The sequence below is a fragment of the Nonomuraea sp. MG754425 genome (assembly GCF_021699195.1).
Lineage (GTDB): Bacteria > Actinomycetota > Actinomycetes > Streptosporangiales > Streptosporangiaceae > Nonomuraea.
On the sequence record NZ_SSXE01000012.1, the window covers coordinates 65,465 to 86,669 of the forward strand.

Consider the following 21,205-nt stretch of genomic DNA (forward strand, 5'->3'; position numbering starts at 1 on the left):
CATACAACTATGCTGAGGAGGCTGTCACATGCCCCTAGCCGACGACGCCGTCGAGGCGCGCGCCCAGGGCTGGCGCACCCTCGCGGCCCTGCACGCCAGGATCGAGGACCGGCTGGAGAAGGCGCTGCAGCGCGGGCACGAGCTGAGCGTGAGCGAGTACACCGTGCTCGACGCGCTGGCCAGGCAGGACGGCTGGCACATGCGCATGCAGCAGCTCGCCAGGGCCGTGGTGCTCAGCCAGAGCGCCACCACGCGGCTGGTGACGCGGCTGGAGAACCGCGACCTGCTGCGGCGCTACCTGTGCGTGGACGACCGGCGCGGGATCTACTCCGAGGTCACCCCCGACGGGCGCGCGCTGCTCGAACAGGCACGTCCGACGCATGACACCGTGCTGAAGGAGGTGCTGGCCGAGGCGGCGGAGCAGCCGGAGCTGGCCCCGCTCGCCGCCGTCCTGAGCTGACGTCCTGAGCCTGACGCCCTGGGTTGATGTCCTGGGTTGACGTCCTGACCCTGATGTCCTGGGTTGATGTCCTGGGTTGAGGACGTCGTCACTCCGCGGGAGCGGTGACGTTGCTCTGGATCTCGCCGACCTGCACGTCCCGCGTGGTCTCGAGTTGCACGGGCGCGAACTGGAACGGCACCACGCCGCCCTGGCTCTGGACGTCCACCGGCCATCGGGTGGTGACCGTCAGCGTGTACTTCTCACGCGGCTGGTCGATGGACGAGCGCAGGTAACGCACGCCGCAGGAGAACGTCCCGCCCTTGGTGTAGGGCTTGCCGGCGCTCCCGCAGCCGGTCTCGGTGACCTCCGCCCGGTCGGCCGTCGTGCCCGGGTCGATCTCGATGTCCTCCAGGGTCGCGACCAGCGTCACGCTCATGACGCCGGGCAACTCGGCCGTGACGGTGCGGCGCGGCTGGCCGACTCCTTCGAGCCAGACCCAGGTGGGCAGGTTGACGTAGCTGCCGGCGTCGGGGTTCAGCTTGACGGTGGGCTCGGGCACGGTCAGCGCGGCGCGGGCGATCTGCGCGAGCTGCTCCATCGTGAGGCCGGAGGGCGGCGTGTTGCCGGTGGGCACGAAGATGAACTGTTCGAGATCGGCCCAGCAGGCCACGCCGTTGGGGTCGGCCTCGTTGAGGGCGGGCAGCCACCAGCGTCCGTCCTGCCCGATCTTGTCCTTGAACTGCCGGATGAACGCCTGGAAGCTCTCCTCGTCGATGCGCGCCCGGTTCGCCGCGTCGCGGCCCTCACCGCGCTGGCGGAGCATCTCCTCGGGGGTCGGCCCCGGCTCGTACCAGCACGGGCGCGGGATGCGGTAGCCGTCGCCGCTGCCGCCCCTGACGTCGCCGCTTACCCTGATGCTGGTGTGTTTGCCCCTCCAGCCCACGGTGTTGCCCGACTGCTCCTTCTCCTGGGTCGTGTTCTCGCCGGGGCCCGGGACGGGGTCGAGGAGCAGCGGTGCCATGAGCAGAGCCGCGAGCAACGCTTTCATCGGGTGCATCTCTCTCTGGAGGGAACGTAGGACCTGATGCGCCAGACCCCGTCGGCGCCGCGGCGGGCGGCCACGCTCTGTCCGTACGGGGTGCGCAACCACGCGGGCTGGGGGCTGATGGCCCGGCCGGTGCCGGTGGAGACCATCCGCACCCCGCTCTCGTCCACGCAGGCGTCGATCTGGGCGCCCTTGCCGAACCGCGCGCTGACGCGCAGGTTGTACAGCCGCCCGGTGCCGCGCATCGACCACTTCTCGGTGGCGAACGACTCCACCCACTCGCTCGCCTGGACCGCCGCGTCGAGTTCGAGGCCGCTCTTGTAGGTGCTCTGCCGCTCGGCCACCGCCTTGCGGGTGCCGACGTACTGATCGACCATGACCTTCAGCAGAGGGTCGGGGTTCGCGGGCCACTCGATGCGGGCCTTCAGGCCGTCGGCGATCCGGACCGTCTCGGTCCCCTCCGGCAGCCGCTCCTCCGCAGGCCCGGTGGGGGTCTCGCGCGCGCCGTCCGTGGCCGGCGAGCCCCCCTCCTGGGGACGGTACGGCCGCTCCTGCGTCCCACAGCCCGCCACCAGCAGCAGGCACAGCACCACCGCCGCACGTCTCATGCCGACGACTCCCTCACCACACGAATGCGCCACGTGGGCAGCAGTTCCTCGATCAACGCCTCGGTCTCCGGGGCCATCCCGCCTCCGTACGGGTGCGAGCCGGCCCGCCGGGTCAGCCCCTCGACGACGGCGCGCAGGCGGACGGTGTCCTCCGTCGCGTGCGTGGCGCGCAGCAGGTCGCGCCAGAGGCTCTCGTCGTCGGGGGCCAGCAGCAACGCCTGGCGTACGGCGGCCACGGCGGCGTCCGGCTGGCCGTGCGCGAGCCGCAGTTCGCAGAGCTGGTGGGCGGCGTCGGCCACGGCGGCGCCCACGTCGTACTCCAGGTCGTCGGCCGCCAGCCAGAGGTACCTGCCGGGCCCGCGGGCGGCCAGCAGCGGCCCTCTGACCAGGCCGAGGGCCTTCTCCAGCAGGACGGCCCTGGCCGTCGGGTCGCCCTGCGAGCGGCGTACCAGCTCGCGGAACAACGACCAGTCCGTCCGCACGTCGGGCCCCAGCCGCAGCCGGCCCGACTCGTCGGTGAGCAGGTGCTTCGGCCCGAGCCACTCTTCGACCCTGGCGATCGTGGCGTCCCTGACCATGTCCTGGACGCCGCGCGGCCACAACACGCCGCCGAGCACCACGGGGTGCACGCCGCCCACGTGGGTGGCGAGGTACACCAGCAGCTCGGTGGCCAGCTCCATCCTGCCCTCCTCCAGCGGAGGCAGGCCGGCCAGCTCGACGGGGCCGAGGATGCCGATCTCGACGGCGGGCGGGTGCAGCCCGGCCAGCGGTTCGGCCTCCGCGATCGCCTCGCCGTCCAGGCGTCCGGCGGTGCGGAACAGGTCGATCAGCGCGCGGTAGTGGCGGCGCGGCAGGAGCTGGGCCTCCACCTCGAAGCCCAGCTCGGCGATCCTGGCCTTGCCGTCGTCGCCGATCTCCAGGGTCCAGGTGGCGTGCGGGACCTCGCCCGCCACCACGTAGCCGGCGGTGTCCCGGCGGGCCAGCAGCGCCAGGCGGCGGGCCTCCTCGTGCGTGGGCGCGACGGCGGACAGCAGGTAGTGGGCGCTGCGCGGGCTGCCGGTGATGCGGCCGGTCAGCACCTCGTCGCGCGGGGCGGCGCCGGCCTCCAGTTCGGGCAGCACCTCGGCCAGGCCGCCGACCGCCCGGACGCGGCCCGGCGCGATGGCGGTCAGCTCCTCGCCGAAGCCGACGAGCGTGAGGCGCATGCGGTCGGACCACAGGTTCGTGGCCAGCTCGACCGCGAGCGCGGCCAGTGCGGCCGTGGTCTGCGGGCCGCGCACGTTGATCAGGCCCTGGGCGGCCTCCAGGTCGATCAGCACCCGCCCGCCGGCGTCCGTGCCGATGGAGACGAGCCCGGGGTACGGCGCTCCGCCCGGCTGGAGGCGGCCGTCGAGCTGCGGCGCTCCGGCGGGCCGCACGCGAGCCTCGGGGACCGGCGGCTCCTCCGGCCGCGCCCGGTGGCCGGCGTACGGGTCCCGGCCCGGACGGGTCCGCGGGTCCGGTGTGGCATCCACAGCGCCTCCGGGATACGGCATGGCTCCTGGCCTGGCCCGGGGGTCCGGGGTGGTCGTGCCTGGCTGGGTCCGGGGGTCGGGCAGGAGGCGGGCCTCGTGGGCGGGGAGCCGCCAGATCTGGCCGCCGTCGGCCGCCGTCCACGGGGCGGGCGGGTCGCCGTCCGGAGGGTGGATCCACAGGTCGAGCGAGCGGGCCGACAGGTGGGCCCCGTACACGATGGGCGGCGTGCGGTGCTGGGCGGCCAGTCCCGCGCCGAGCGTGCGCAGCCCGACGTCCAGGACGCGGGCGCCCGGCGCGTCGGAGCCGAGCCGCAGCGCGATCTCGGCCTGGGCGGCGTCGTCGCGCGGGCGGGCGATCCGGCGGCCGAACACCCGGCGCCAGAGCTGCTCCCTGCGCCGCCTGGCCAGCACGATCAGCAGCCCGGCGGCGGCCAGCGAGGCGGCGCCGAGGTACTGGGTCAGGTCGCCCTGGGGCTCCATGATGACCTGCCGGTCCCCTGGGGGCTCGTCCTGACGGTCGGCGGTCTCGCTCTCCTGCGGGGCGGGCTGGCGGTGCTTGGCCTCGCCCTGCTCCCGCTTACTGTCGCGCTCGGTGCTCTCGGGCCGTTCGGCATGCCTTCCGGGAGTCGTCTCGGCCCGTCCGGCGTCCCGGTCCACGTGCGCGCGGCCCGGGTGCTCGCGCAGGGTCTGCTCGCGGGGCTGGTTCACCGGCACGATGTGGACGTGCCGGGCGTCGTCCGGCATGTCGAGCACCCAGCCGGGCCTGATCAGGTCGGCCATCCGCAGCCGGGTGCCGTCGGGCTGCTCCCTGGCCTGGTTGAGCCGGTAGATCTCGGGATAGCGGCGGCCGTCGCCCAGGCACTTCTCGGCGATCTCCCACAGGCTCTCGTGGTGCCGGCCGTGTGGCGGCTGCACCACGTACACCTTCTTGGTCTTGGGCGTCTCCAGCGTCTGCTCGACGATCGGCGCCGAGTACGCGACCGCCGTCACCGGCGGCGCGGCGGGCGTGGGCGCCAGTTTCACCAGCGGCACCACCATCGCCCCGGCCGTGAACAGCAGCAGCACCGCCGAGACGAGCTTGTTGGCCAGGAACTGCATCCCGCCGGACATCGGCACCCTGGCGGGCATGCCGACGCGGCGGACCCCGGCGTACACCTCGACCAGCACGCACACGAAGAGCTGGAACCAGGCCCCCCAGACCAGCAGCACCAGCACCGCCATGATCGTGGACGGCCCCACCTGGCCGGTGAGCACCTGGGGGTCGAGCAGTTCGGGCGCGACCGGCGGGCCGACGAACGAGAGCAGCGCGTACGGCACCCCGCCCACCAGCGCCACCAGCACGACCAGCGCCCCGATCCCGGCGAGCACGTCGCCGAACCGGCGCCTGGCCGGAACGCGCGCGGGAACGTGCCGTCCGTGTGAACGCGCGGGCTCTCGCGTCGGCATCGCCTCTCCTTTCCCGGTCCAGCGTCTTGTCTCTGGCATCCCCGCACTCCATCGAGTGACGGGATTCGGTCTGTCTCGCTTCGGCCAACTCGCCGCGGGCTGTCCTGTGTCGGGCTATCTCGCTTCGGGGGCCGCGCTCGCCTCGCCGGTCATCTCGGAGCCGGAGAAGCCGATCGCGCTCAGGAAGAACGCCTCCCAGCGCACCGACACGGTCACCGTCACCTGCGCCTGGCCCTGGCCGACCGCGCACTCGCCGGAGGCCACGTCGTCGCCCTGCGCCGCGACGATCTCGTCCGCTCTGGAGCACACCTGCGCCTCGCCGAGCAGCCGCGCCTCCCCCGTTTCGCGGAGGTGATCGACGTCGAGCTCGTCGGCCCCGGCGCGGGCGGCCTGCTCGGCCACGTCGGCGGCGCGCAGCCGGGCGTTGATCGCCGAGCCGCCGTCCACCAGCAGCCCGGCCAGCAGGAACACGACCACCGAGAACAGCACGGTGAACACCGACATGGAGCCGCGCTCGCCGTCCCTCATTCGATCCTCCTGAACTGTTCGAGCGGCACCACGGCCGTCCCCGTCAGCTCCTTGGTGCCGCCGAAGCCGAGGAAGGCGAGGTCGAGCTCGCAAGTCACCTCGGCCAGCACCTGGCCGCCCTGCTCCCATTCGGAGCCGTCCAGGGAGACCGCGGCGGACCCGCAACGCCCGTCCAGCGCGTTCGACGTGATGGTCTGCGCGGCGGACTCGGCGTCGTCCAGCGAGCGCTGCACGGAGGCGGCCCTGGCGGCGTCGCGGGCCGTCCCGTTCACCCGGCCCTGCGTCTCGACCAGCACCCCCGCGCCGGCCAGGAACAGCAGGAAGAGCAGGAAGACCGGGGCCAGCATGACGGTCTCCACAGCCATCGAACCCCGCTCGTTCATTCGCAGTCCTCGCCGCCGTTGTCGGGACGGAAGCACTCGACGGGCCCGCCCGCGGTGGCGGTGATCGTGAAGGCGAGGTCGGGTAGCAGCGGGATGACCTGCACGGCGCTGCCGGTCACGGTGACGAAGCGTTCGTCGGGCTCCTTCTCCGCGGTCGTGGCGGTGGCCTCCTGGAGCAGCCGGGGCCCGACGGCACGGATGATCTCGGTGGCCTTGCCGGTGGCCGCGCCCGGCCAGTCGCCCGAGTCGAACGGCGCCGCCCTGGCCACGCGGGCCCCTTCCCTGGCCGCCGCCTCGGCCACCTCGCGGGCGTGGAACCAGAGCGCGACCTGCACGATGAGCAGCACGGTCGCGAGGATGACCGGCATGAGCAGGGCCAGTTCGATCACCGTCGCGCCGCGCTCGTCCCGAGGCGGCCGGGCTCTCACGGGTTGCCGCCACCGCCTTCGCCGCCTCCGCCGCCGAAGGTCTGCTCAAGGTTGCCCTGCTGCTGCTCGACCAGGCTCCTGATCAGCGTGGCCAGGCCGAGCGCGACGCCCGCGATGATCGCGGTGATGATCACCCATTCGACGGCGGAGGCGCCCCTGGTGGGCGCGGTGCGGGCCCGGCGTACGCGCTCGCCCAGGCAGGCAGTGAGGTAGACGATCCAGGGATGATTCACGAGACCCCCAACATCTTCATCGCGGCGGGATAGCTGAGAAAGATCACAAAACCGGCGCAGAGCAGGAGCTGGGCCACCAGCATCGACTGGGAACGCTCGCCCGCCCGGCCCTCGATCTCGGCCAGCTCACGGCGGCGCAGGGTCGCGGCCCTGGCGGTGAGCGAGGCACGTACTTTGGCGCCGTCGTCGGCCACCAGGCCGAGCGCGGCGGACAGGTCGCGCAGCTCGTCGACGTTGATCTCCTCGCCGAGCTGGCCCAGCGCCTGCCACGGGGTGATGCCGACGATGCGCGCGCCGCGCAGGGCCTCGCGGATGCGGCCCATCGCCCAGTTGGGCTGCTCGCCGCTGACCGAGACGGCCATCATCAGGGCCTCGGGGACGCCACGGCCACCGGCCAGGTTCATGGAGACGAGGTCGAGGAAGGCTCCGACGACGTGACGGAAGTCGCGCCGCATGGCCGCCGCGTCCCGCTTGACCTGCAGGTCGGGCAGGAAGAAGAAGACGAGGGCCACGAGCAGCGCGGTCCAGAACGGGATGGCCAGGGAGACGCCCCACTCCATGAGCACCAGCCAGCCCAGCAGCAGCGGGAAGGCGAGCAGGCCGCTGACCCCGAGCAGCACCTTGGTGGCCAGGAACGCCTCGAACGAGCGGCCGAGCAGGGCCAGGTCCGACCGGATCGAGCGCACCTCCCAGCCGCGCGCCCCGTACAGGCGGGCCATCCGGGCGCCGAGGCCGCGGCGGAACGCGCTGACCTCCTCGTCGGGCAGCGCGAGCTGGATGCGGGGCGCGCCCGTGTCCTCGCGTACGGCGTCGAGCGCGAGCAGCCGGGCCACCAGCCCGGGACGGGCCGGGAAGATCGCCCGCAGCAGCACGAACAGGCCGAGCCCGAGCACCGCGCCGGCCAGCGCGCCCTCAACCATGACGACCACCTCCTGGCGCGAGCGGGTGTTCAGCCATCGCCGCCGCCTCCTCCCATGAGCAGCCGCGTGGGCTTGTCGAATCGGGCCAGCCGCCGCATCCAGGCGAACCCGGCCCCGAACAGCCCGGCCACGACCACCAGCACGGCCTGGCCGAGGTAGCCCTCGTACTCCTTGACGTACTCGGGGTTGAACAGCACGAGGATCCCGGCGAAGACCAGCGCGGTGATCACCACGATCTGCACGCTGCGCCGGGTCGAGCGGCGTTCGGCCTCGACGCGGCGGCGCATGTCGAGTTCCTCACGGGCCGAGACGGCCAGCGCGCCGAGCACGTCGCGCAGGCCGGGGCCGCGCAGTCGGGAGTTGAGGATGAGCGCGGCCACGACGAGGTCGGCCGAGGGGTCGTCGAGTTCGTCGGCGAAGCGGGCCAGCGCGTCCGGCAGCGCCATCCTGGTGTGCAGCCGGTCGATGAGGGCGCGCAGGTGCGGCCTGAGCATGGGCGCGGCGGCCCTGATGGACGACGGGATGGCCTGTTCGAGTCCGGCGGCGCCGGCGATCGTGTCGCGCAGCGACTCGGTCCAGGCGGCCAGCCCTTCCAGGCGGCGCATGGCGGCGCGCTCCTCGCCCGCGCCGCCCGACAGCCCGCGCCAGGCGAACACGAGCAGCACCGTGCCCACCGCCATGACCGGCCAGCCGGTGATGATCAGGACCAGGCCGGCGGCCACCGCGGCGACGGCCGCGCGGGTGGTCAGCAGTTTGATCAGGTCGCTCTTCGGCCGGGTGGGGCGGGGGCGCAGGCCGTACAGGGCCAGGACGAACAGGAACAGGCCGCCGCCTGCGCACGCGCCGGCCAGCAGCGCCAACGGGTCGAACGTGAACGGCATGCCGGTCACCAGCCTCCCGGGGTGTAACCGTGGGCGGCCAGCTCCTCCAGGCAGGAGATCGGGGCGTGCGGGAGCGCCGCCCCGTCCGGGCCCGGCACGAACACCTCGCTGGACAGGACGCGCCCGTCGCAGCCGTTGACCTCGCGGATGCTGGAGACGTAGCGGCGCAGCCGCCCGCCCACGTGGTAGTCGTTGCGTTTCTCGATGAAGACCACGAAGTCGATGGCCCCGGCGATGAGCATGTGGGTGGCGTCGATGGGCAGGCGCTCGCGGGCCTGCAGGGCGTAGGTGGAGATGCGGTTGAAGACCTCCATGCTGGAGTTGGCGTGGATGGTCGACAGGGAGCCGTCGTTGCCCTGGGTCATGGCGTTGAGCATGGTGACGATCTCGTCGCCGAGGACCTCGCCGACGATGACCCGGCTGGGGTTCATCCGCAACGAGCGGCGGACGAGTTCGGCCATGGAGATCTCGCCCTGGCCCTCGGAGTTGGGCAGGCGCTGCTCGAAGGCGACGACGTTGGGATGCAGCTCGGAGAACTGGTCGAGGCCGAGTTCGAGGGCGCGTTCGACGGTGATGAGGCGCTCGACGGGCGCGATCTCGTTGGCCAGGGCGCGCAGCAGGGTGGTCTTGCCGGCGTTGGTGGACCCGGCGATCATGATGTTCTTGCGGGCGGCGATCACCGCCTTCAGGAACCGTCCGACGTCCGGGCTGATGGTGCCGTTGCCGACGAGGTCGGACAGGAACACCTTGCCCAGGCGGGCGCGGCGGATCGACACGGCCGGCCGGACCGTGACGTCCATGACCGCGCTCAGCCGGGAGCCGTCGGGCAGGCGCAGGTCGAGCTGGGGGTTGGCGGTGTCGAACGGCCTGCTCGACAGCCCCGAGTACGCCGCCAGGATCTGGATCAGCTCGATCAGCTCGTCGTCGGTGTCGGCGACCGGGTCGTGCGTGAGTTCCTGGCCGTCGGCGTAGCTCACGAACACCCGGTCGCAGCCGTTGATGTCGATGTTCTCGACCTGGGCGTCGTCGAGCAGCGGCTGCAGCCGGCCCACCCCGAACAGCGCCGCGTGGATGCCGGCCGCGAGCCCCTCTTCCTCCTCGACGTTGGGCGGCGTGCGGCCGAGGCCGATCTCGTTGCGCGCGTGCTCCTCCAGCACCTGCGAGATCAGCGCCCTGGCGAACTGGCGCTCGTCCTCACCGGTCATCGGGGGCAGGCCGCCCGCCTGGTCGAGCCGGCGCTGGTGGGCCAGGCGGTCGCCGACCTCCTGGCGGAAGCGTTTGACGAGGGTGTGGTCGATCATCGGTGGCTCACCAGCCTCGACGCCAGGTCTCGTGCGGTGCGGACGAGCAGCGAGCGGTCCAGCCGCCCGCCCCACTGGCCGCGCAGCAGTTCGGCGCCCTTGGGGTCGTGGGCCAGGCCGTGCACGAACTGCACGCTCGGGCCGACGATCCGGCGCACGTCCTCGATGGAGCCGCGGTAGTTGCGCGGGTCGGCGATGACGACGACACCGTGGGCCTTGCTGAGCTGGAGGCGTTCGCGCAGGTGGGCCACGTGGTCGAGGGTGGCCCTGGTGAGCAGCACGACCTGCTCGGCCTCGGCCATCAGGTCGGCGAGTTGCGGGTGGGCACCCAGCCGTCCGCAGTCGGCGATCACGTCGGCGTCGGGGATGGCGGCCAGCGACCTGCCCAGTGGGCCCCACAGCCAGGTGAGCCCGGCGGCCTGCTCGCCGTGGGTGAGCCCGACCAGCACGTCGAGGCCGCCGACGATCTTCTGGGTGTGCTGCTGGATCTGCGCGGCCTCGAGGCCGCGGCGCGCGGTGGCGCCCAGCGTGAGCAGCCCTCTGCCGGGGTTGAGCACGCCGCCTCCCTCGGCGGGCAGCCGGTAGGCGAGGTCGCCGCCGGCCGGGTCGCATTCGGCCAGCAGCACGGGACGGGGCCAGACCGCCGCGAGCGCCGTGGCGGCGGTGGTCACGCCCGGCGCTCCCTTGTCGGCGGCCAGTACGATCAGCGCCACGTCAGCGTGCCCCCGGAAGCTCGGCCACCGCGATCTGCCCGCTGGAGGCGGCGGCCACGATCACCGGCGCGGCCGGGGCTTCGACGACCACGGTGAGCTGACCGGAACTGCCGGATCTGCTCTTGTCGCCCACGGCGAAGACGAGCGCGCTGGCGGCGAGCACCCGGCTTTCTCCCTCGCTCGACCGGCTCGGCACGAATATCACCTGCACGCGATCGCCTTGTTGGATGCCCGCAGGCATTTGCCCGGGTTTGAGAGCCAGCCCGACGGTCGCCTTTCCCTGCCCCAACTCGGTGCTGGTCTTCGCGCCCATCGCGTTCGTCATCAGCGTGCCGGGGAGAATCGTCACGGCCGCGAAGCTGTTGGCCACTTCCGCCCTGCGCGACCAGGAGACGAAGTCGATGCCGGTGTCGGCGATCTTCACTTCCTCGATCGCCTCCTTGGGTATCCGCTGGCCCGCGCCGACCTGCTGGCTGATGCGGATGGCGGAGACGCGGTCGCCGCTGTTCAGCACGAGCAGGGTCGCGGCCAGCGCGCCGCCCAGGATGAGCAGGACGGCCAGCGCGGCCAGCGCCGGCTTGCGTTCCCGGGGCGGGACGGGGAGCTTGCGCGAGGCCGGGCCGGACAGCCCGGCCGCCCCGTTGGCGGCAGGCTTTTCACTGGTCCTCATGGGTGGGGGGCTCCCGAAGGTGAATTGCGGAATTCACGCCATTATGTGGGGATCGTTACGGCGACGGAGGCGGAATTCGCCCACCCATGCTTGTTTCGCAGGTGACATGGTGTCAAGCGGAAATAATCGATGCCTATTGTTTCTATCGAGTTGACGGATGCATTTTCATCCGATTAGTCGCCTCTTCATTAACTTCAGACACATCAATCACAACTTTTTCCTGATCTGCGGCATTCGGGCGGTCAGCCATGCCATTGCCGTCAACCGGCCCGCCCGGCCACGTTCCTGGCGCTACCTTTGGCGACCGAAGTCGACCGAGGAGACGGCACCATGCGGATCATGCTCACCGTGATCGGCGGGCAGGGCGACCGCGACGTCGTGATCGACGGCGACGACGGCGCCACGGTGGCAACGCTCAGCGCGGAGCTCAGCGATCACGGCCCGCTGGCGCGCGTCGTCCGGCTGCCCAAGGCCAGGGCGGCGCCGTACGACGTGGCGGGCGGCGGCGGGCCCCGCGTGCCCCCGCCGCGCCGGCCCGAGCGGGCCGACATGGGGCCGCCCGCCCTGTGGCGCGACGGCCGGCCCCTCGACCCGCTCGCCCCCATCAGCGCCGTGCTGCGCGACGGCGACAAGGTCACGCTGGAGGCCCACCTCGCCCGCGCGACCGTCGTCGAGGAGCCCGGCGGCGTCGCCGAGGTGCGCGTGGTGGGCGGCCCGGCGGCCGGCGCGGTGCACCGGCTGGGGCTGGGCGTGCACGTCATCGGCTCCGATCCCATGTGCACGGTGGCGGCCGGCGACCCGGCGCTGGCGCCCGAGGCGGTGACCGTCCGCGTGACGCCCGAGTCGATCACCGTGGAACGGGCCTGGCAGCCGGCGGCCGAGGCGCCCCGGCTCAAGCTCAAGGGACGCTGGGCCGAGGAGGTCGCCGACCTCACCGCCCGCACCGCCGCGCGCGAGGCGGCCGAACTGGCGGCCGGCTACGGCGAGGTGCCCGAACTCGACGGCCGGCCGCTCACCGAGCCGGTCGAGTGGCCCGACCAGGCCATGCTCACCTGCGGGACGTCGGTGTTCACGCTGACCTCCATCGAGCCGAGGGACGCCCACCTCGCACCGCGCGGCGAGGGCGGCGTCTCCTACAACCGCCCGCCCAGGCTGCGGCGGCCGGAGCCCCAGCGGGCGTTCGTCCGGCCGAAGGAGCCGACCAGGAACGAGGGGATGCGCCTGCAGTTGCTGGCCGCGTTCCTGCCGGCCGTACTCGGCGTGACCCTGGCCTTCGCGCTCAAGCAGCCGTTCTACCTGCTCGTCGCCCTCATGACGCCGGTCATCATGATCGGGCAGTGGTGGAGCGACCGGCGGCACGGCAGGAAGCAGCATAGGAAGGCGCTCAAGGAGCACGAGGAGCGCCTCCGGGCGTACGACGAGGAGGTGGAGCGGGCCCGCGCGGCCGACGAGGCGGTCCGCCGGGCCGACGCGCCCGATCCCGCCCAGGTGCTGCTGACGGCCACCGGGCCGCGCAGGCGGCTGTGGGAGCGCCGGATCCACGACTCCGACGCGCTCCGGCTGCGGGTCGGGCTCGCCGACCTGCCCGCCGACCTGGAGCTGAAGGAGGAGCAGGGCGGGGCCATCGACCCGCCGATCTGCCGCTCCGTGCCGGTGGCGCTGCCCATGCGGCGGCTGGGGGTGGCCGGCGTGACCGGGCCCCGCACGTCCGCGATCAGCCTGGTGAGCTGGCTCGTCGCGCAGGCCGCCACCCTCCACAGCCCCCGCGACCTGGCCGTCGTGGTGATCTCCGCGCATCCGGACGCCGAGCACCGGTGGAGCTGGCTGCGCTGGCTGCCGCACTGCGCGCCGCGGGCCGGCGAGGAGTGCGTGGCGCTGGTCGGCGCCGACCCCGACTCGGCCGCCCGCCGCGTCGCCGAGCTGGCCGCCCTCATCGACGAGCGCCAGAACACCGCCATCCCCGAGCTGGGCAAGGTCCCCACCGGCTGGGACGACCTCGGCGGGCCCGAGAAGCCCGCGTTCTCCGCCTACGACGTGCGCCCGTACGACGTGCTGGTGGTCCTCGACGGCGCTCAGGTGCTGCGCGGCTTGCCCGGCATGCCGCAGGTGCTGCGCCAGGGCCCGCGCTCCGGCGTGTACACGCTGGCCGTGGACGAGGACCAGCGGCTGCTGCCCGAGGAGTGCCAGACCGTGGCCGAGTGCGGCGGCGACGGCCTCGTCCGGCTGCGCGGCGGCGGCCTCGACGTCATCGGCCCGCTGCTGGGCGACCTCGTCTCGGCCGCCTGGTGCGACCGCCTGGCCAGGGCCCTGGCCCCCATCCGCGACGTCAGCAGGGACGACACCGCCGGCAACCTCCCCGACGCGGCCCGCCTGCTCGACCTGATGGGCCTGACCGCCCCCTCCGGCGCGGAGCTGGCCGCCCGCTGGGACGCGCAGGGCAGCACCGAGGCGCTGATCGGCGTCGGCCCCGACGGGCCGTTCACGGTGGACCTCAGGCTCGACGGCCCCCACGGGCTGATCGCCGGCACGACCGGCGCGGGCAAGTCGGAGCTGCTGCAGACGCTGATCTGCTCGCTGGCCGTGGCCAACCGGCCCGACCAGCTCACCTTCGTGCTCATCGACTACAAGGGCGGGGCCGCGTTCAAGGAGTGCGTCCGCCTGCCGCACACGGTCGGCATGGTCAGCGACCTCGACGGCCACCTGACGCAGCGGGCCCTCGACTCGCTGGCGGCCGAGATCCGGCGCAGGGAGCGGCTGCTGCTGGCCGCCGGGGCCAAGGACATCGACGACTACACCGGGCCGGGCATGCCCAGGCTGGTGCTGATCATCGACGAGTTCGCCGCGCTGGTGGCCGAACTGCCCGACTTCGTGACCGGACTCGTGGACATCGCCCGCCGTGGACGGTCGCTGGGCATCCACCTGATCCTGGCCACGCAGCGGCCGGCCGGCGTGGTGACGGCGGACATCCAGGCGAACACGTCGTTGCGGATCGCGTTGCGGGTGACCGAGCCCGCCGAGTCCACCGACGTCATCGACCTGCCGGACGCGGCGCACATCTCCAAGTCCACGCCCGGACGGTGTTACGTGCGCTCGGGCGTGGGCGGCGCGATCGCCGTGCAGACGGCCAGGGTCGGCGGTCGCAGCCCGGCCCCGTCCGCGGCTCCTGGCGAGCGGGCCGAGGACGTCCTGCGGGTGCTCGACGTGGAGTGGCAGGCGCTGGGCAGGCCGCTGCCGCCGCCGCCCCGTCCGGACGAGGAGGGCTCGGCGACCACCGACCTCACGCTCGTCGCCGACGCCCTCATCGAGGCCGCCCGGCTGGCCGGGGTGCCGGCCCAGCCGAGCCCGTGGCTCGACCCGCTGCCCGACCGGCTCGTCCTCGACCTCCCGGCCGGGACGCCGGAGGCCGCCGAAGACGGATTCGCCGAGGTGCCGCCGCTGCCGTTCGGCGTCACCGACCGGCCGTGGGCGCAGGACCGGCGTCCGCTGGCGCTCGACGTGGCCCACGGGGGTCACCTGCTGCTCGCCGGCTCGGCCCGCAGCGGGCGATCGACGGCGCTGCGCACCCTCGCGGGCTCCATCGCGGCCCACGCCTCCCCCGAAGACGTGCACCTGCACGCCGTCGACTGCGGCTCGGGCGCGCTGCTGCCGCTGGTGGCGATGCCGCACTGCGGGGCCGTGGTGACCCGCGACCAGCTCGACCGGGTGGAGCGGCTGCTGACCCGGCTGCGGGTGGAGGTGGGCCGACGGCAGCAACTGCTGGCCGAGGCCGGGCACGCGTCGCTGGCCGAGTACCGGCAGGCGGGGCACCGGCTGCCGTGGCTGGTGTTCATGCTCGACCGCTGGGAGGGGTTCGTCGCGGCCTTCGAGGGCTACGACTACGGACGGCTGATCGAGGCGCTGCTCCAGCTCCTGCGGGAAGGGCCCGCGGTGGGGCTGCGGGCCGTGGTCAGCGGCGACCGGTCGGGGCTGATGGGGCAGGTCTCGACGGTCTTCGACGACCGGCTGCTGCTGCGGCTGTCCGACAGCGCGGACTACGGCCTGGCGGGGTTCCCGCTCAAGGGGCTGCCCGCGTCGATGCCTGCCGGGCGGGCGCTGTCGATGGGCGAGCACGGGATCGTGGAGCACCACATCGCCCTGCTGGCCGCCGATCCGTCGGGGCCGGCGCAGGTGGCGGCGCTCCAGTCGCTGGCCCGATCCGCCGCGAGCCCGCCCTCGCATGCTCTGGGAGCGGCCCCCGGTCCCTGGCGGTGGGCAGGAACGCCGCCGCTGCGGGTGGACGCGCTCCCGACGCGTGTCACCGCCGCCCAGACCCTGGCGCTCGATCCCGGCTTCGAGCCCCCGTCGCCGCTGTGGACGCTGGTCGGCGCGGGCGGCGACGCCCTCGCCCCGCTCGGCCTCGACCTGCGGGCCCACGGCCCGGCCGCGGTGATCGCCGGGCCGTCCCGCTCCGGCCGCTCGTCGGCGCTGCTGACCGCCGCCCGGTCGCTGATCGCCCGCGGCACGCCGGTGGTCGCGGTCGCCCCCAGGCGCAGCCCGCTGCGGGAGCTGGCGGGGGCGCTGGCCGTCCTCGACGGCGAGGCGGCGAACCTGACGGAGCTGGTGTCCGGCCTGGAACACTACGCGGTGCTGGTGGACGACGCCGAACTGGTCAACCCCGACGGGCCGCTCGGGACCGCGCTGGAGGAGGTGCTCCGCACGGGCCGCGACGGCGACCACGGCCTGCTGATCGCCGGTACGACGGGCGACCTGGCCGTGGCCTATCGCGGGTTCGTGGCCGAGGCCCGCAAGTCGCGTACCGGGCTGCTGCTGGCCGTGCAGGGGCAGACCGACGGCGACCTGTTCACGATCCGGCTCCCGCGCGGGACGACGGGCGGGCCGCAGGGCCGCGGCTTCCTGGTGACGAGCGGCATCCTGACGCCCGTCCAGGCGGCCCTGCCGGACGGCGGCTGACCGTGTCAGACAGGCACGAGGCCCCTCCCGGAACCCGGGAGGGGCCTCGTCCGCAGGCTGTGCCGGACGCGGTCAGCCGATCCGGTCGTTCACCGCGGAGTTCGAGTCGCCGCCCCACACGTCGTCGTCCTCGTGCAGCCACGTGGTCGACTCGCGGTCGCTGGACTCCTGGCCCGCACCGCCGCCGCCCATGCCGCCCATCGGCATGAAGGGCATGCCGTTGCGGCCGACGGACGAGGTTCGCCCGTTCAGCCCGCCCGTGGTGGGGACCATGCCGCCTCCGCCGCCGTACACGCCGCCGCCTCCGGTGGAGGTGCTGCCGCTGTTGTAGGCCGGGGTGGTGCCGTAGCCGCTCGTGGTGGGGTTGGTCCCGGTGTTCGCGAGCGACGGGTTGTAGTCCTGCAGGCTCGTGTTCGGCCCCGTGCCGTTGCCGTTCGCGCCGGTGCCGTTCGTGCCGTTCCCGTTCGTGCCGTTCCCGTTCGCGCCGGTGCCGTTCAGGTCCTGGCCGCCCGGGTTCCGGCCACCGGAGTCGCCGCCGCCCGGGTAGTCGCCCGGGTTCGTGCCGGATCCGGGCAGGCCCGAGCCGTTGGACGGGTCGTAGGCACCGAGCGAGGGCCGGTACGGGTCCACGCCACCGTTCGGCATGCCGGTCATGTCGGGGTCGTAGCCGCCGTTGCCAAGGCCGCCGTTGTCTGTGCCGCCGAACTGCGAGTAGTCGATCGGGTCGAGGTCCCCCTCGTCCTGCCCGGGGAGGCTGATGGTGCGCAGCACGGTGTCGAGCGTGTTCGGCATCTCGGTGTGGACGTATGCCAGGTCGTTGCTGAACACCTGCAGGTGGTGCCCCGCCAGCTCGTCCTGGGATCCCCATTTGCCGGTGGCGTTGTCGCCGCCGTAGACGCCGGTGTAGGTGCTGTAGTAGTCCGTGATGCTGTCGTTCCAGGTGCCGAGGGACTGGTTGGCCCAGGTGGGCATGACGCCCTTCCACGTGTCCGTGATGAACGACTGGTGCTTGTCCACCACGGTCGCCAGGCTCGTGAGGGGGGCGGACATCGCCCCCAGCTTCTCGGCCAGCTCGCCCAGCGTCACGAAGAGCACCCCGAGCGCCTGCTGCGCCTCGACCGAGGCGGACCCCTCCCAGTGCTTGGCGAGCTCGCGTGCCTGCGTCTCCAGCTCGGTCTTGGCGGTGTTGACCACCTCCTGGGCGTCGCTGTAGGCGATCGACGCATTCTGGATCCGCGTCTTGTCGAAGCCGTTGATGAAGTTGACGACTCCCTCGACGCTGCGGCCACCGGTCCGGACGTCGGAAGGCATGCACATCGGCTTCAACTGATGCGTCGTCTGCTTGTTCTCTGCCATAACGCTCAGACCACGCCTTCGTTGGCGCCATTCGTCGCCTGGTAGTTGCCTGCCCCGGCCTCCACCAGCGCGATGGCGGTGCCGAAGTTCTCCAGGACTTCCTCGTACACGGCCATGAACTCGTCGTAGCTCTGCCGCAGCGTGTCGCCGAAGGTCGCGCCGCCCGGCCAGTCGTCGATGCTCAGCAGGTGGCGGCGCACGTCGGAGAGGTCGCCGTAGGCGGCAAGGTCGTTGAGCGAGCCCTGGCGGGAGGAACGGCTGCCCTCCCCGCTGATGGGCTTCATCACCTCGCGCAGCTCTTCGGCGACATTCATGATCTTCTCGGCGCTGTACGTGACGCCGTCCCGTTCGGCTTCGAGTCCAGGCCAGTTCGCCGGCGGTTGGGTTTCTCCCACGAGTTTCCCCCTTGCCACTCGATCAAAGAGCCTACTCGGATGTTCTCACTCAGTACAGAAAACTCATAGCCAACATGCGTAACATTAGCCAACATGCAGACCCAGAAGGACCTATATCAGGCGCAACGGCTGATGCAGCAGCGCCTGGGGATGGCCCTGCTGCAGGGGGAACCGGACGTGCCGGAGTCCCCCATGCGCCGGCAGAACGTGGCGACGTTCGCGGGACTCCTGATCGCGGTCCTCATCGTCGCCGGATTCGGGATCTGGGGGCTGCTCAGCCCGGGTAACGCGACCAAGCTGACCGACCCCGGCCAGCTCCTCATCGAGGAGGAGACCGGGGCCTCCTTCGTCTACAACCAGCAGTCCGGACGGCTCCAGCCGGTGGCGAACTACGTGTCCGCGCGCCTCATGCTCGAAGACACCGACATCACGGTCAGAACGGTGTCCGCCGAATCGCTCGCCGGGTTCGCGCGCGGGCAGAAGGTGGGCATCCCGGGCGCGCCCGACTCGCTGCCCAAACGGGAGCGGCTGGTCAAGGGCCCGTGGTCGTCGTGCGTGGCCGAGGGGACCGACGCCACCGGCACGCCCAAGTCGTTCGTGTCACTCGTGGCGGGCACCGACATCGGCGGCACGCCGGTGGGCGACGAGGCGCTGCTCGTCAACGACGGCCAGCAGAGCTGGGTGCTCTGGGCCAACCAGCGCCTGCGGGCGGCGAACGTGGACCGGCTCAGCGACCAGACGCCGCGCCGCGTGCCCGCCTCGTGGGTGAACTCCATCCCCGCGGGCGTCGACTTCGCGGCCGGCCGGATCCCCCAGCTCGGCAGGAAGGCGACCGGCCCCGGCGGGGCGAGTGCCCGGGTCGGGCGCGTGTACAAGGTGGCGGGCATGGGGGGCGCGGGCGAGCGCTGGTACGTCCTGCTCGCCGACGGCCTGGCGGCCATCAACCAGACGCAGGCCATGCTGCTGCTCCAGGACCCGGCCAGCAAGACCGCCTACGGCAGGAGCCCGGTCCGGGAGACCACGATCGACTCGGCGACCGCCAACGCGACCAAGGACTCCGCGCGCACGATGATGAACAACGCGCTCCCCGCGACCATGCCGAGCTTCCGCGTGCCGAGCGCGTCGGCCCCGCTGTGCGCGGTCTACGCGAACACCGTGCAGGGCTCGACCAAGGCCGTGCTGACCACCGGCAGCAGGATCACCATCCCCCAGCCGACGGTGAGCGCCGGCTCGGACAAGGTGGACCAGGTGCTGCTTCCGCCGGGCGGCGCGGTGCTGGCCGGCACCCTGCCGGGCGACGGGCAACTGTCGGCCGTGCAGCAGTACTCGCTCATCACCGACCAGGGCAGGAGATACCAGCTCACCTCCGCGGACGCCGTCGGCAAGCTCGGATACGAGGCGGCGGACGTCGCCCCGGTGCCCGCCCACCTGCTACGGCTGATCCCCGACGGCCCGACGCTGGACCCGGCCGCGGCCAGGACTCCCGTCCAGGAGGTGCAGGCCATCCAGCCGGCGCGGTGAGTCCCGCGCCGGGCTAGATGGAGATGCCGCCGGTGTCCTGCGCCATGGTCTCGTCCACCTCAGGCATGAGGCTGGCCACGTTCTCGTCGTACGTCATGCCGTCGCTCGTGAACGTCATCGCGCCCATGTCCATCTCGGACGCGGGCATGGCCTCGAGGCCGGGGAAGACCTGGCCGGTCGCCCTGGACTGGAACACGGCCATGCCGATGACCGCGGTCAGGGCAATGGTGATGCCCTTATGTTTTGAGAGGACTCCCTTGATGAGATTGATGAGCTTCTGCCCTAGCGGGAGTCCCCTCACCTTCGCGGCCATGAAAGTGGTCGGGTGTACTTGGGCGAGCTGTACGACCAACGCCCACGCCACCATGACGGCGGCGATGCCCGCGCAGACGATGGCGCCGACGGCGTAGAAGGAGGCCGTCGAGTCGACCGCCTCGCCGGTGCTGTTCCGGACTTCGTCGAGGTTCGCGATCGATTCCTTGAAACGCCCGTGGATGTCTTCGAAGGCGGTGAACGCCTCGCCCTCCCACGTTCCGTTCTCCTGGAGCGCGGTCTTCAGCGCGTCGAGTTCGCCGCTCAGGGTTTCGAGCTCGCCCGTTGACCACCCCGCGGCGGAATCCGCCATGCCATCGGGATCTGAGATCATGGTGCCCATGGCGGCGACGATGGTGTACGCCCAACGGTCCTTGATCATAAACGCCGCTACCCCGGCTGCAGCCACGGCCCCCAGGTACGTCCACATGTAGCCCTTCACACGTCCTCCTGCCCGATCACCTGAGGCGCGATGTCCTCATCGCCGCCCCAGACGCCCTCGTCCTCCGACAGTCCGACGGTCTTCTCGCGGTCGCGCTCCTGGTTGCCCGCGCCGCCCGCGCCGCCCATCGGGGAGAACGGCATCATCGGCATGCCCGACCCGTTCAGGCCGCGCGCTGCACCGCCGAGACCGTTGAGGCCGGCGTTCTGGACGCCTCCCGTGCCAAGGCCGGTTCCCCCCAGGGTGCCGCCGGGCCCCGTGCGGGTGCCCGTGGCGGAGGGGTCCAGCGAGCCCAGGTTGTTCGGCACCTGCGGCGTGTTGGGCTGGTAGGCCGACAGGTCGGTCTTGGCGGGGTCGTTGAGCGCCGAGTCGATGTCGGGGACCTTCATGTCCGCCGGGTCGGTGTTCGGGAGATCGCCCGCGCCCGGGAGGTCGCTGTTCGGGAGATCGGTGTTCGGGAGGTCGCCCGCGCCCGGGAGGTCGCTGTCGGGCAGCGAGTCGTCCGGGAGGGTTCCGTCGGGGGTCTCCGGCAGGTCGGGGTCCAGTTCGGGCACCTCCGGGCCGGTGGGCAGGTCCGGGTCCAGACCGCCGGGGTCGCCTAGGCCGCCGAGGTCGCCGGCACCGCCGAGGCCACCCATGCCGCCCATGTCCTCGAGATCGGTGTCGCTGTCCTCGTCGGCCTTCTGGTAGTTCTTGTCGGCCGCTTCGAGGGCCGGCATCCAGCTCTCCAGCGCTCTGCGGGCCCTGGCCAGCGCCTCGCGCTGCTCGTTGATCGCGTCGGTGTGCAGCCCCTGGATCGACCAGCCGATCACACCGAAATGCGGCAGGGGAACCCCCAGGTTGCCGGTTCCCTGCTCCAGGCCGTCGATGCGGTCGACCGACGGAGCAATCTGGCTCGATCGGGCCGCGAGCTGCTCCTTGGTGAAGGAGATGCCCGACGACGGCGGCCCGTAGTCCGGCAGGGAGTATCCGCCGCCCGTCATCCGATCACCGGCTCCGTGGTCTCATGGCCCAGGCTCCAGGCGCTCTTGTCCTCCGGCATGTACGTCTCCCGCTCCAGATCGCTGTGCCCTCCCGCACACCGATCTCCCGAACAGCGACCTCCCGGGCGCGGGCG

Annotated in this window: 19 protein-coding genes; 3 read left to right on the forward strand and 16 right to left on the reverse strand. The window is 72.5% G+C overall.

What is annotated here, in order from left to right; translation table 11 throughout:
* Window positions 1–28 precede the first annotated feature (28 nt).
* The gene (locus FAF44_RS06530; protein WP_237102117.1) at window positions 29–460 is read left to right on the forward strand and encodes a MarR family winged helix-turn-helix transcriptional regulator; all 432 of its coding nucleotides are present in this window, start codon (window positions 29–31) and stop codon (window positions 458–460) included.
* A gap of 88 nt (window positions 461–548) precedes the next feature.
* Here the strand turns inward: FAF44_RS06530 and FAF44_RS06535 are convergent, their stop codons facing one another.
* The 12 genes from FAF44_RS06535 to FAF44_RS06590 form a co-directional block, all read right to left on the reverse strand.
* The gene (locus FAF44_RS06535; RefSeq protein WP_237102118.1) at window positions 549–1,490 is read right to left on the reverse strand and encodes a hypothetical protein; all 942 of its coding nucleotides are present in this window, start codon (window positions 1,488–1,490) and stop codon (window positions 549–551) included.
* The gene (locus FAF44_RS06540) at window positions 1,487–2,095 is read right to left on the reverse strand and encodes a hypothetical protein (RefSeq protein ID WP_237102119.1); all 609 of its coding nucleotides are present in this window, start codon (window positions 2,093–2,095) and stop codon (window positions 1,487–1,489) included. Before FAF44_RS06540 ends, FAF44_RS06535 begins: the two co-directional genes overlap by 4 nt.
* Complete coding sequence (locus tag FAF44_RS06545) at window positions 2,092–5,055, reverse strand: BTAD domain-containing putative transcriptional regulator (RefSeq protein WP_237102120.1); 2,964 nt, start codon at window positions 5,053–5,055, stop codon at window positions 2,092–2,094. The genes FAF44_RS06540 and FAF44_RS06545 overlap by 4 nt, the downstream gene beginning before the upstream one ends.
* A gap of 114 nt (window positions 5,056–5,169) precedes the next feature.
* A complete protein-coding gene (locus FAF44_RS06550; protein WP_237102121.1) occupies window positions 5,170–5,583 on the reverse strand; it encodes a TadE/TadG family type IV pilus assembly protein in 414 nt (137 codons plus the stop codon).
* On the reverse strand, window positions 5,580–5,948 hold the full coding sequence (locus FAF44_RS06555) for a TadE/TadG family type IV pilus assembly protein (RefSeq protein ID WP_237102122.1): 369 nt from the start codon (window positions 5,946–5,948) through the stop codon (window positions 5,580–5,582). The genes FAF44_RS06550 and FAF44_RS06555 overlap by 4 nt, the downstream gene beginning before the upstream one ends.
* A 14-nt stretch (window positions 5,949–5,962) precedes the next feature.
* Window positions 5,963–6,394, reverse strand: a complete 432-nt coding sequence (locus tag FAF44_RS06560) for a TadE/TadG family type IV pilus assembly protein (RefSeq protein WP_237102123.1) — start codon at window positions 6,392–6,394, stop codon at window positions 5,963–5,965.
* A complete protein-coding gene (locus FAF44_RS06565; protein ID WP_237102124.1) occupies window positions 6,391–6,627 on the reverse strand; it encodes a hypothetical protein in 237 nt (78 codons plus the stop codon). Before FAF44_RS06565 ends, FAF44_RS06560 begins: the two co-directional genes overlap by 4 nt.
* Entirely contained in the window at window positions 6,624–7,547 is a 924-nt protein-coding gene (locus FAF44_RS06570; RefSeq protein WP_237102125.1) for a type II secretion system F family protein, read from the reverse strand. The genes FAF44_RS06565 and FAF44_RS06570 overlap by 4 nt, the downstream gene beginning before the upstream one ends.
* Window positions 7,548–7,576: 29 nt before the next feature.
* Window positions 7,577–8,428, reverse strand: coding sequence for a type II secretion system F family protein (locus tag FAF44_RS06575; RefSeq protein ID WP_237102126.1), 852 nt, complete (start codon window positions 8,426–8,428; stop codon window positions 7,577–7,579).
* A 5-nt stretch (window positions 8,429–8,433) separates the two neighbouring features.
* Window positions 8,434–9,729: a CpaF family protein gene (locus FAF44_RS06580; protein ID WP_237102127.1), complete on the reverse strand. Its 1,296-nt coding sequence runs from the start codon at window positions 9,727–9,729 to the stop codon at window positions 8,434–8,436.
* Window positions 9,726–10,442, reverse strand: coding sequence for a hypothetical protein (locus tag FAF44_RS06585; RefSeq protein WP_237102128.1), 717 nt, complete (start codon window positions 10,440–10,442; stop codon window positions 9,726–9,728). Before FAF44_RS06585 ends, FAF44_RS06580 begins: the two co-directional genes overlap by 4 nt.
* A 1-nt stretch (window position 10,443) precedes the next feature.
* Window positions 10,444–11,112 carry a hypothetical protein gene (locus FAF44_RS06590; protein ID WP_237102129.1) on the reverse strand — a complete coding sequence of 223 codons (669 nt, stop codon included), beginning with the start codon at window positions 11,110–11,112 and terminating at the stop codon, window positions 10,444–10,446.
* A gap of 330 nt (window positions 11,113–11,442) precedes the next feature.
* Between FAF44_RS06590 and FAF44_RS06595 the strand changes: the two genes are divergently transcribed.
* Complete coding sequence (locus tag FAF44_RS06595; RefSeq protein ID WP_237102130.1) at window positions 11,443–16,062, forward strand: FtsK/SpoIIIE domain-containing protein; 4,620 nt, start codon at window positions 11,443–11,445, stop codon at window positions 16,060–16,062.
* A gap of 72 nt (window positions 16,063–16,134) precedes the next feature.
* Here the strand turns inward: FAF44_RS06595 and FAF44_RS06600 are convergent, their stop codons facing one another.
* Window positions 16,135–17,373, reverse strand: a complete 1,239-nt coding sequence (locus FAF44_RS06600) for a WXG100 family type VII secretion target (RefSeq protein ID WP_237102131.1) — start codon at window positions 17,371–17,373, stop codon at window positions 16,135–16,137.
* 50 nt (window positions 17,374–17,423) lie between these two features.
* Entirely contained in the window at window positions 17,424–17,813 is a 390-nt protein-coding gene (locus FAF44_RS06605) for a hypothetical protein (protein ID WP_237102132.1), read from the reverse strand.
* A 93-nt stretch (window positions 17,814–17,906) separates the two neighbouring features.
* On the opposite strand from FAF44_RS06605, the gene eccB reads away from it, so the two are divergent.
* Window positions 17,907–19,334 (forward strand): type VII secretion protein EccB, encoded by a 1,428-nt coding sequence (eccB, locus tag FAF44_RS06610; protein ID WP_237102133.1) that lies wholly within the window; start codon window positions 17,907–17,909, stop codon window positions 19,332–19,334.
* Between the two features lie 13 nt (window positions 19,335–19,347).
* Here the strand turns inward: eccB and FAF44_RS06615 are convergent, their stop codons facing one another.
* Together FAF44_RS06615 and FAF44_RS06620 are read right to left on the reverse strand one after the other, a co-directional pair.
* The gene (locus tag FAF44_RS06615) at window positions 19,348–20,088 is read right to left on the reverse strand and encodes a WXG100 family type VII secretion target (RefSeq protein ID WP_237102134.1); all 741 of its coding nucleotides are present in this window, start codon (window positions 20,086–20,088) and stop codon (window positions 19,348–19,350) included.
* Window positions 20,085–21,071: a hypothetical protein gene (locus tag FAF44_RS06620; RefSeq protein WP_237102135.1), complete on the reverse strand. Its 987-nt coding sequence runs from the start codon at window positions 21,069–21,071 to the stop codon at window positions 20,085–20,087. Before FAF44_RS06620 ends, FAF44_RS06615 begins: the two co-directional genes overlap by 4 nt.
* Window positions 21,072–21,205: the final 134 nt, after the last annotated feature.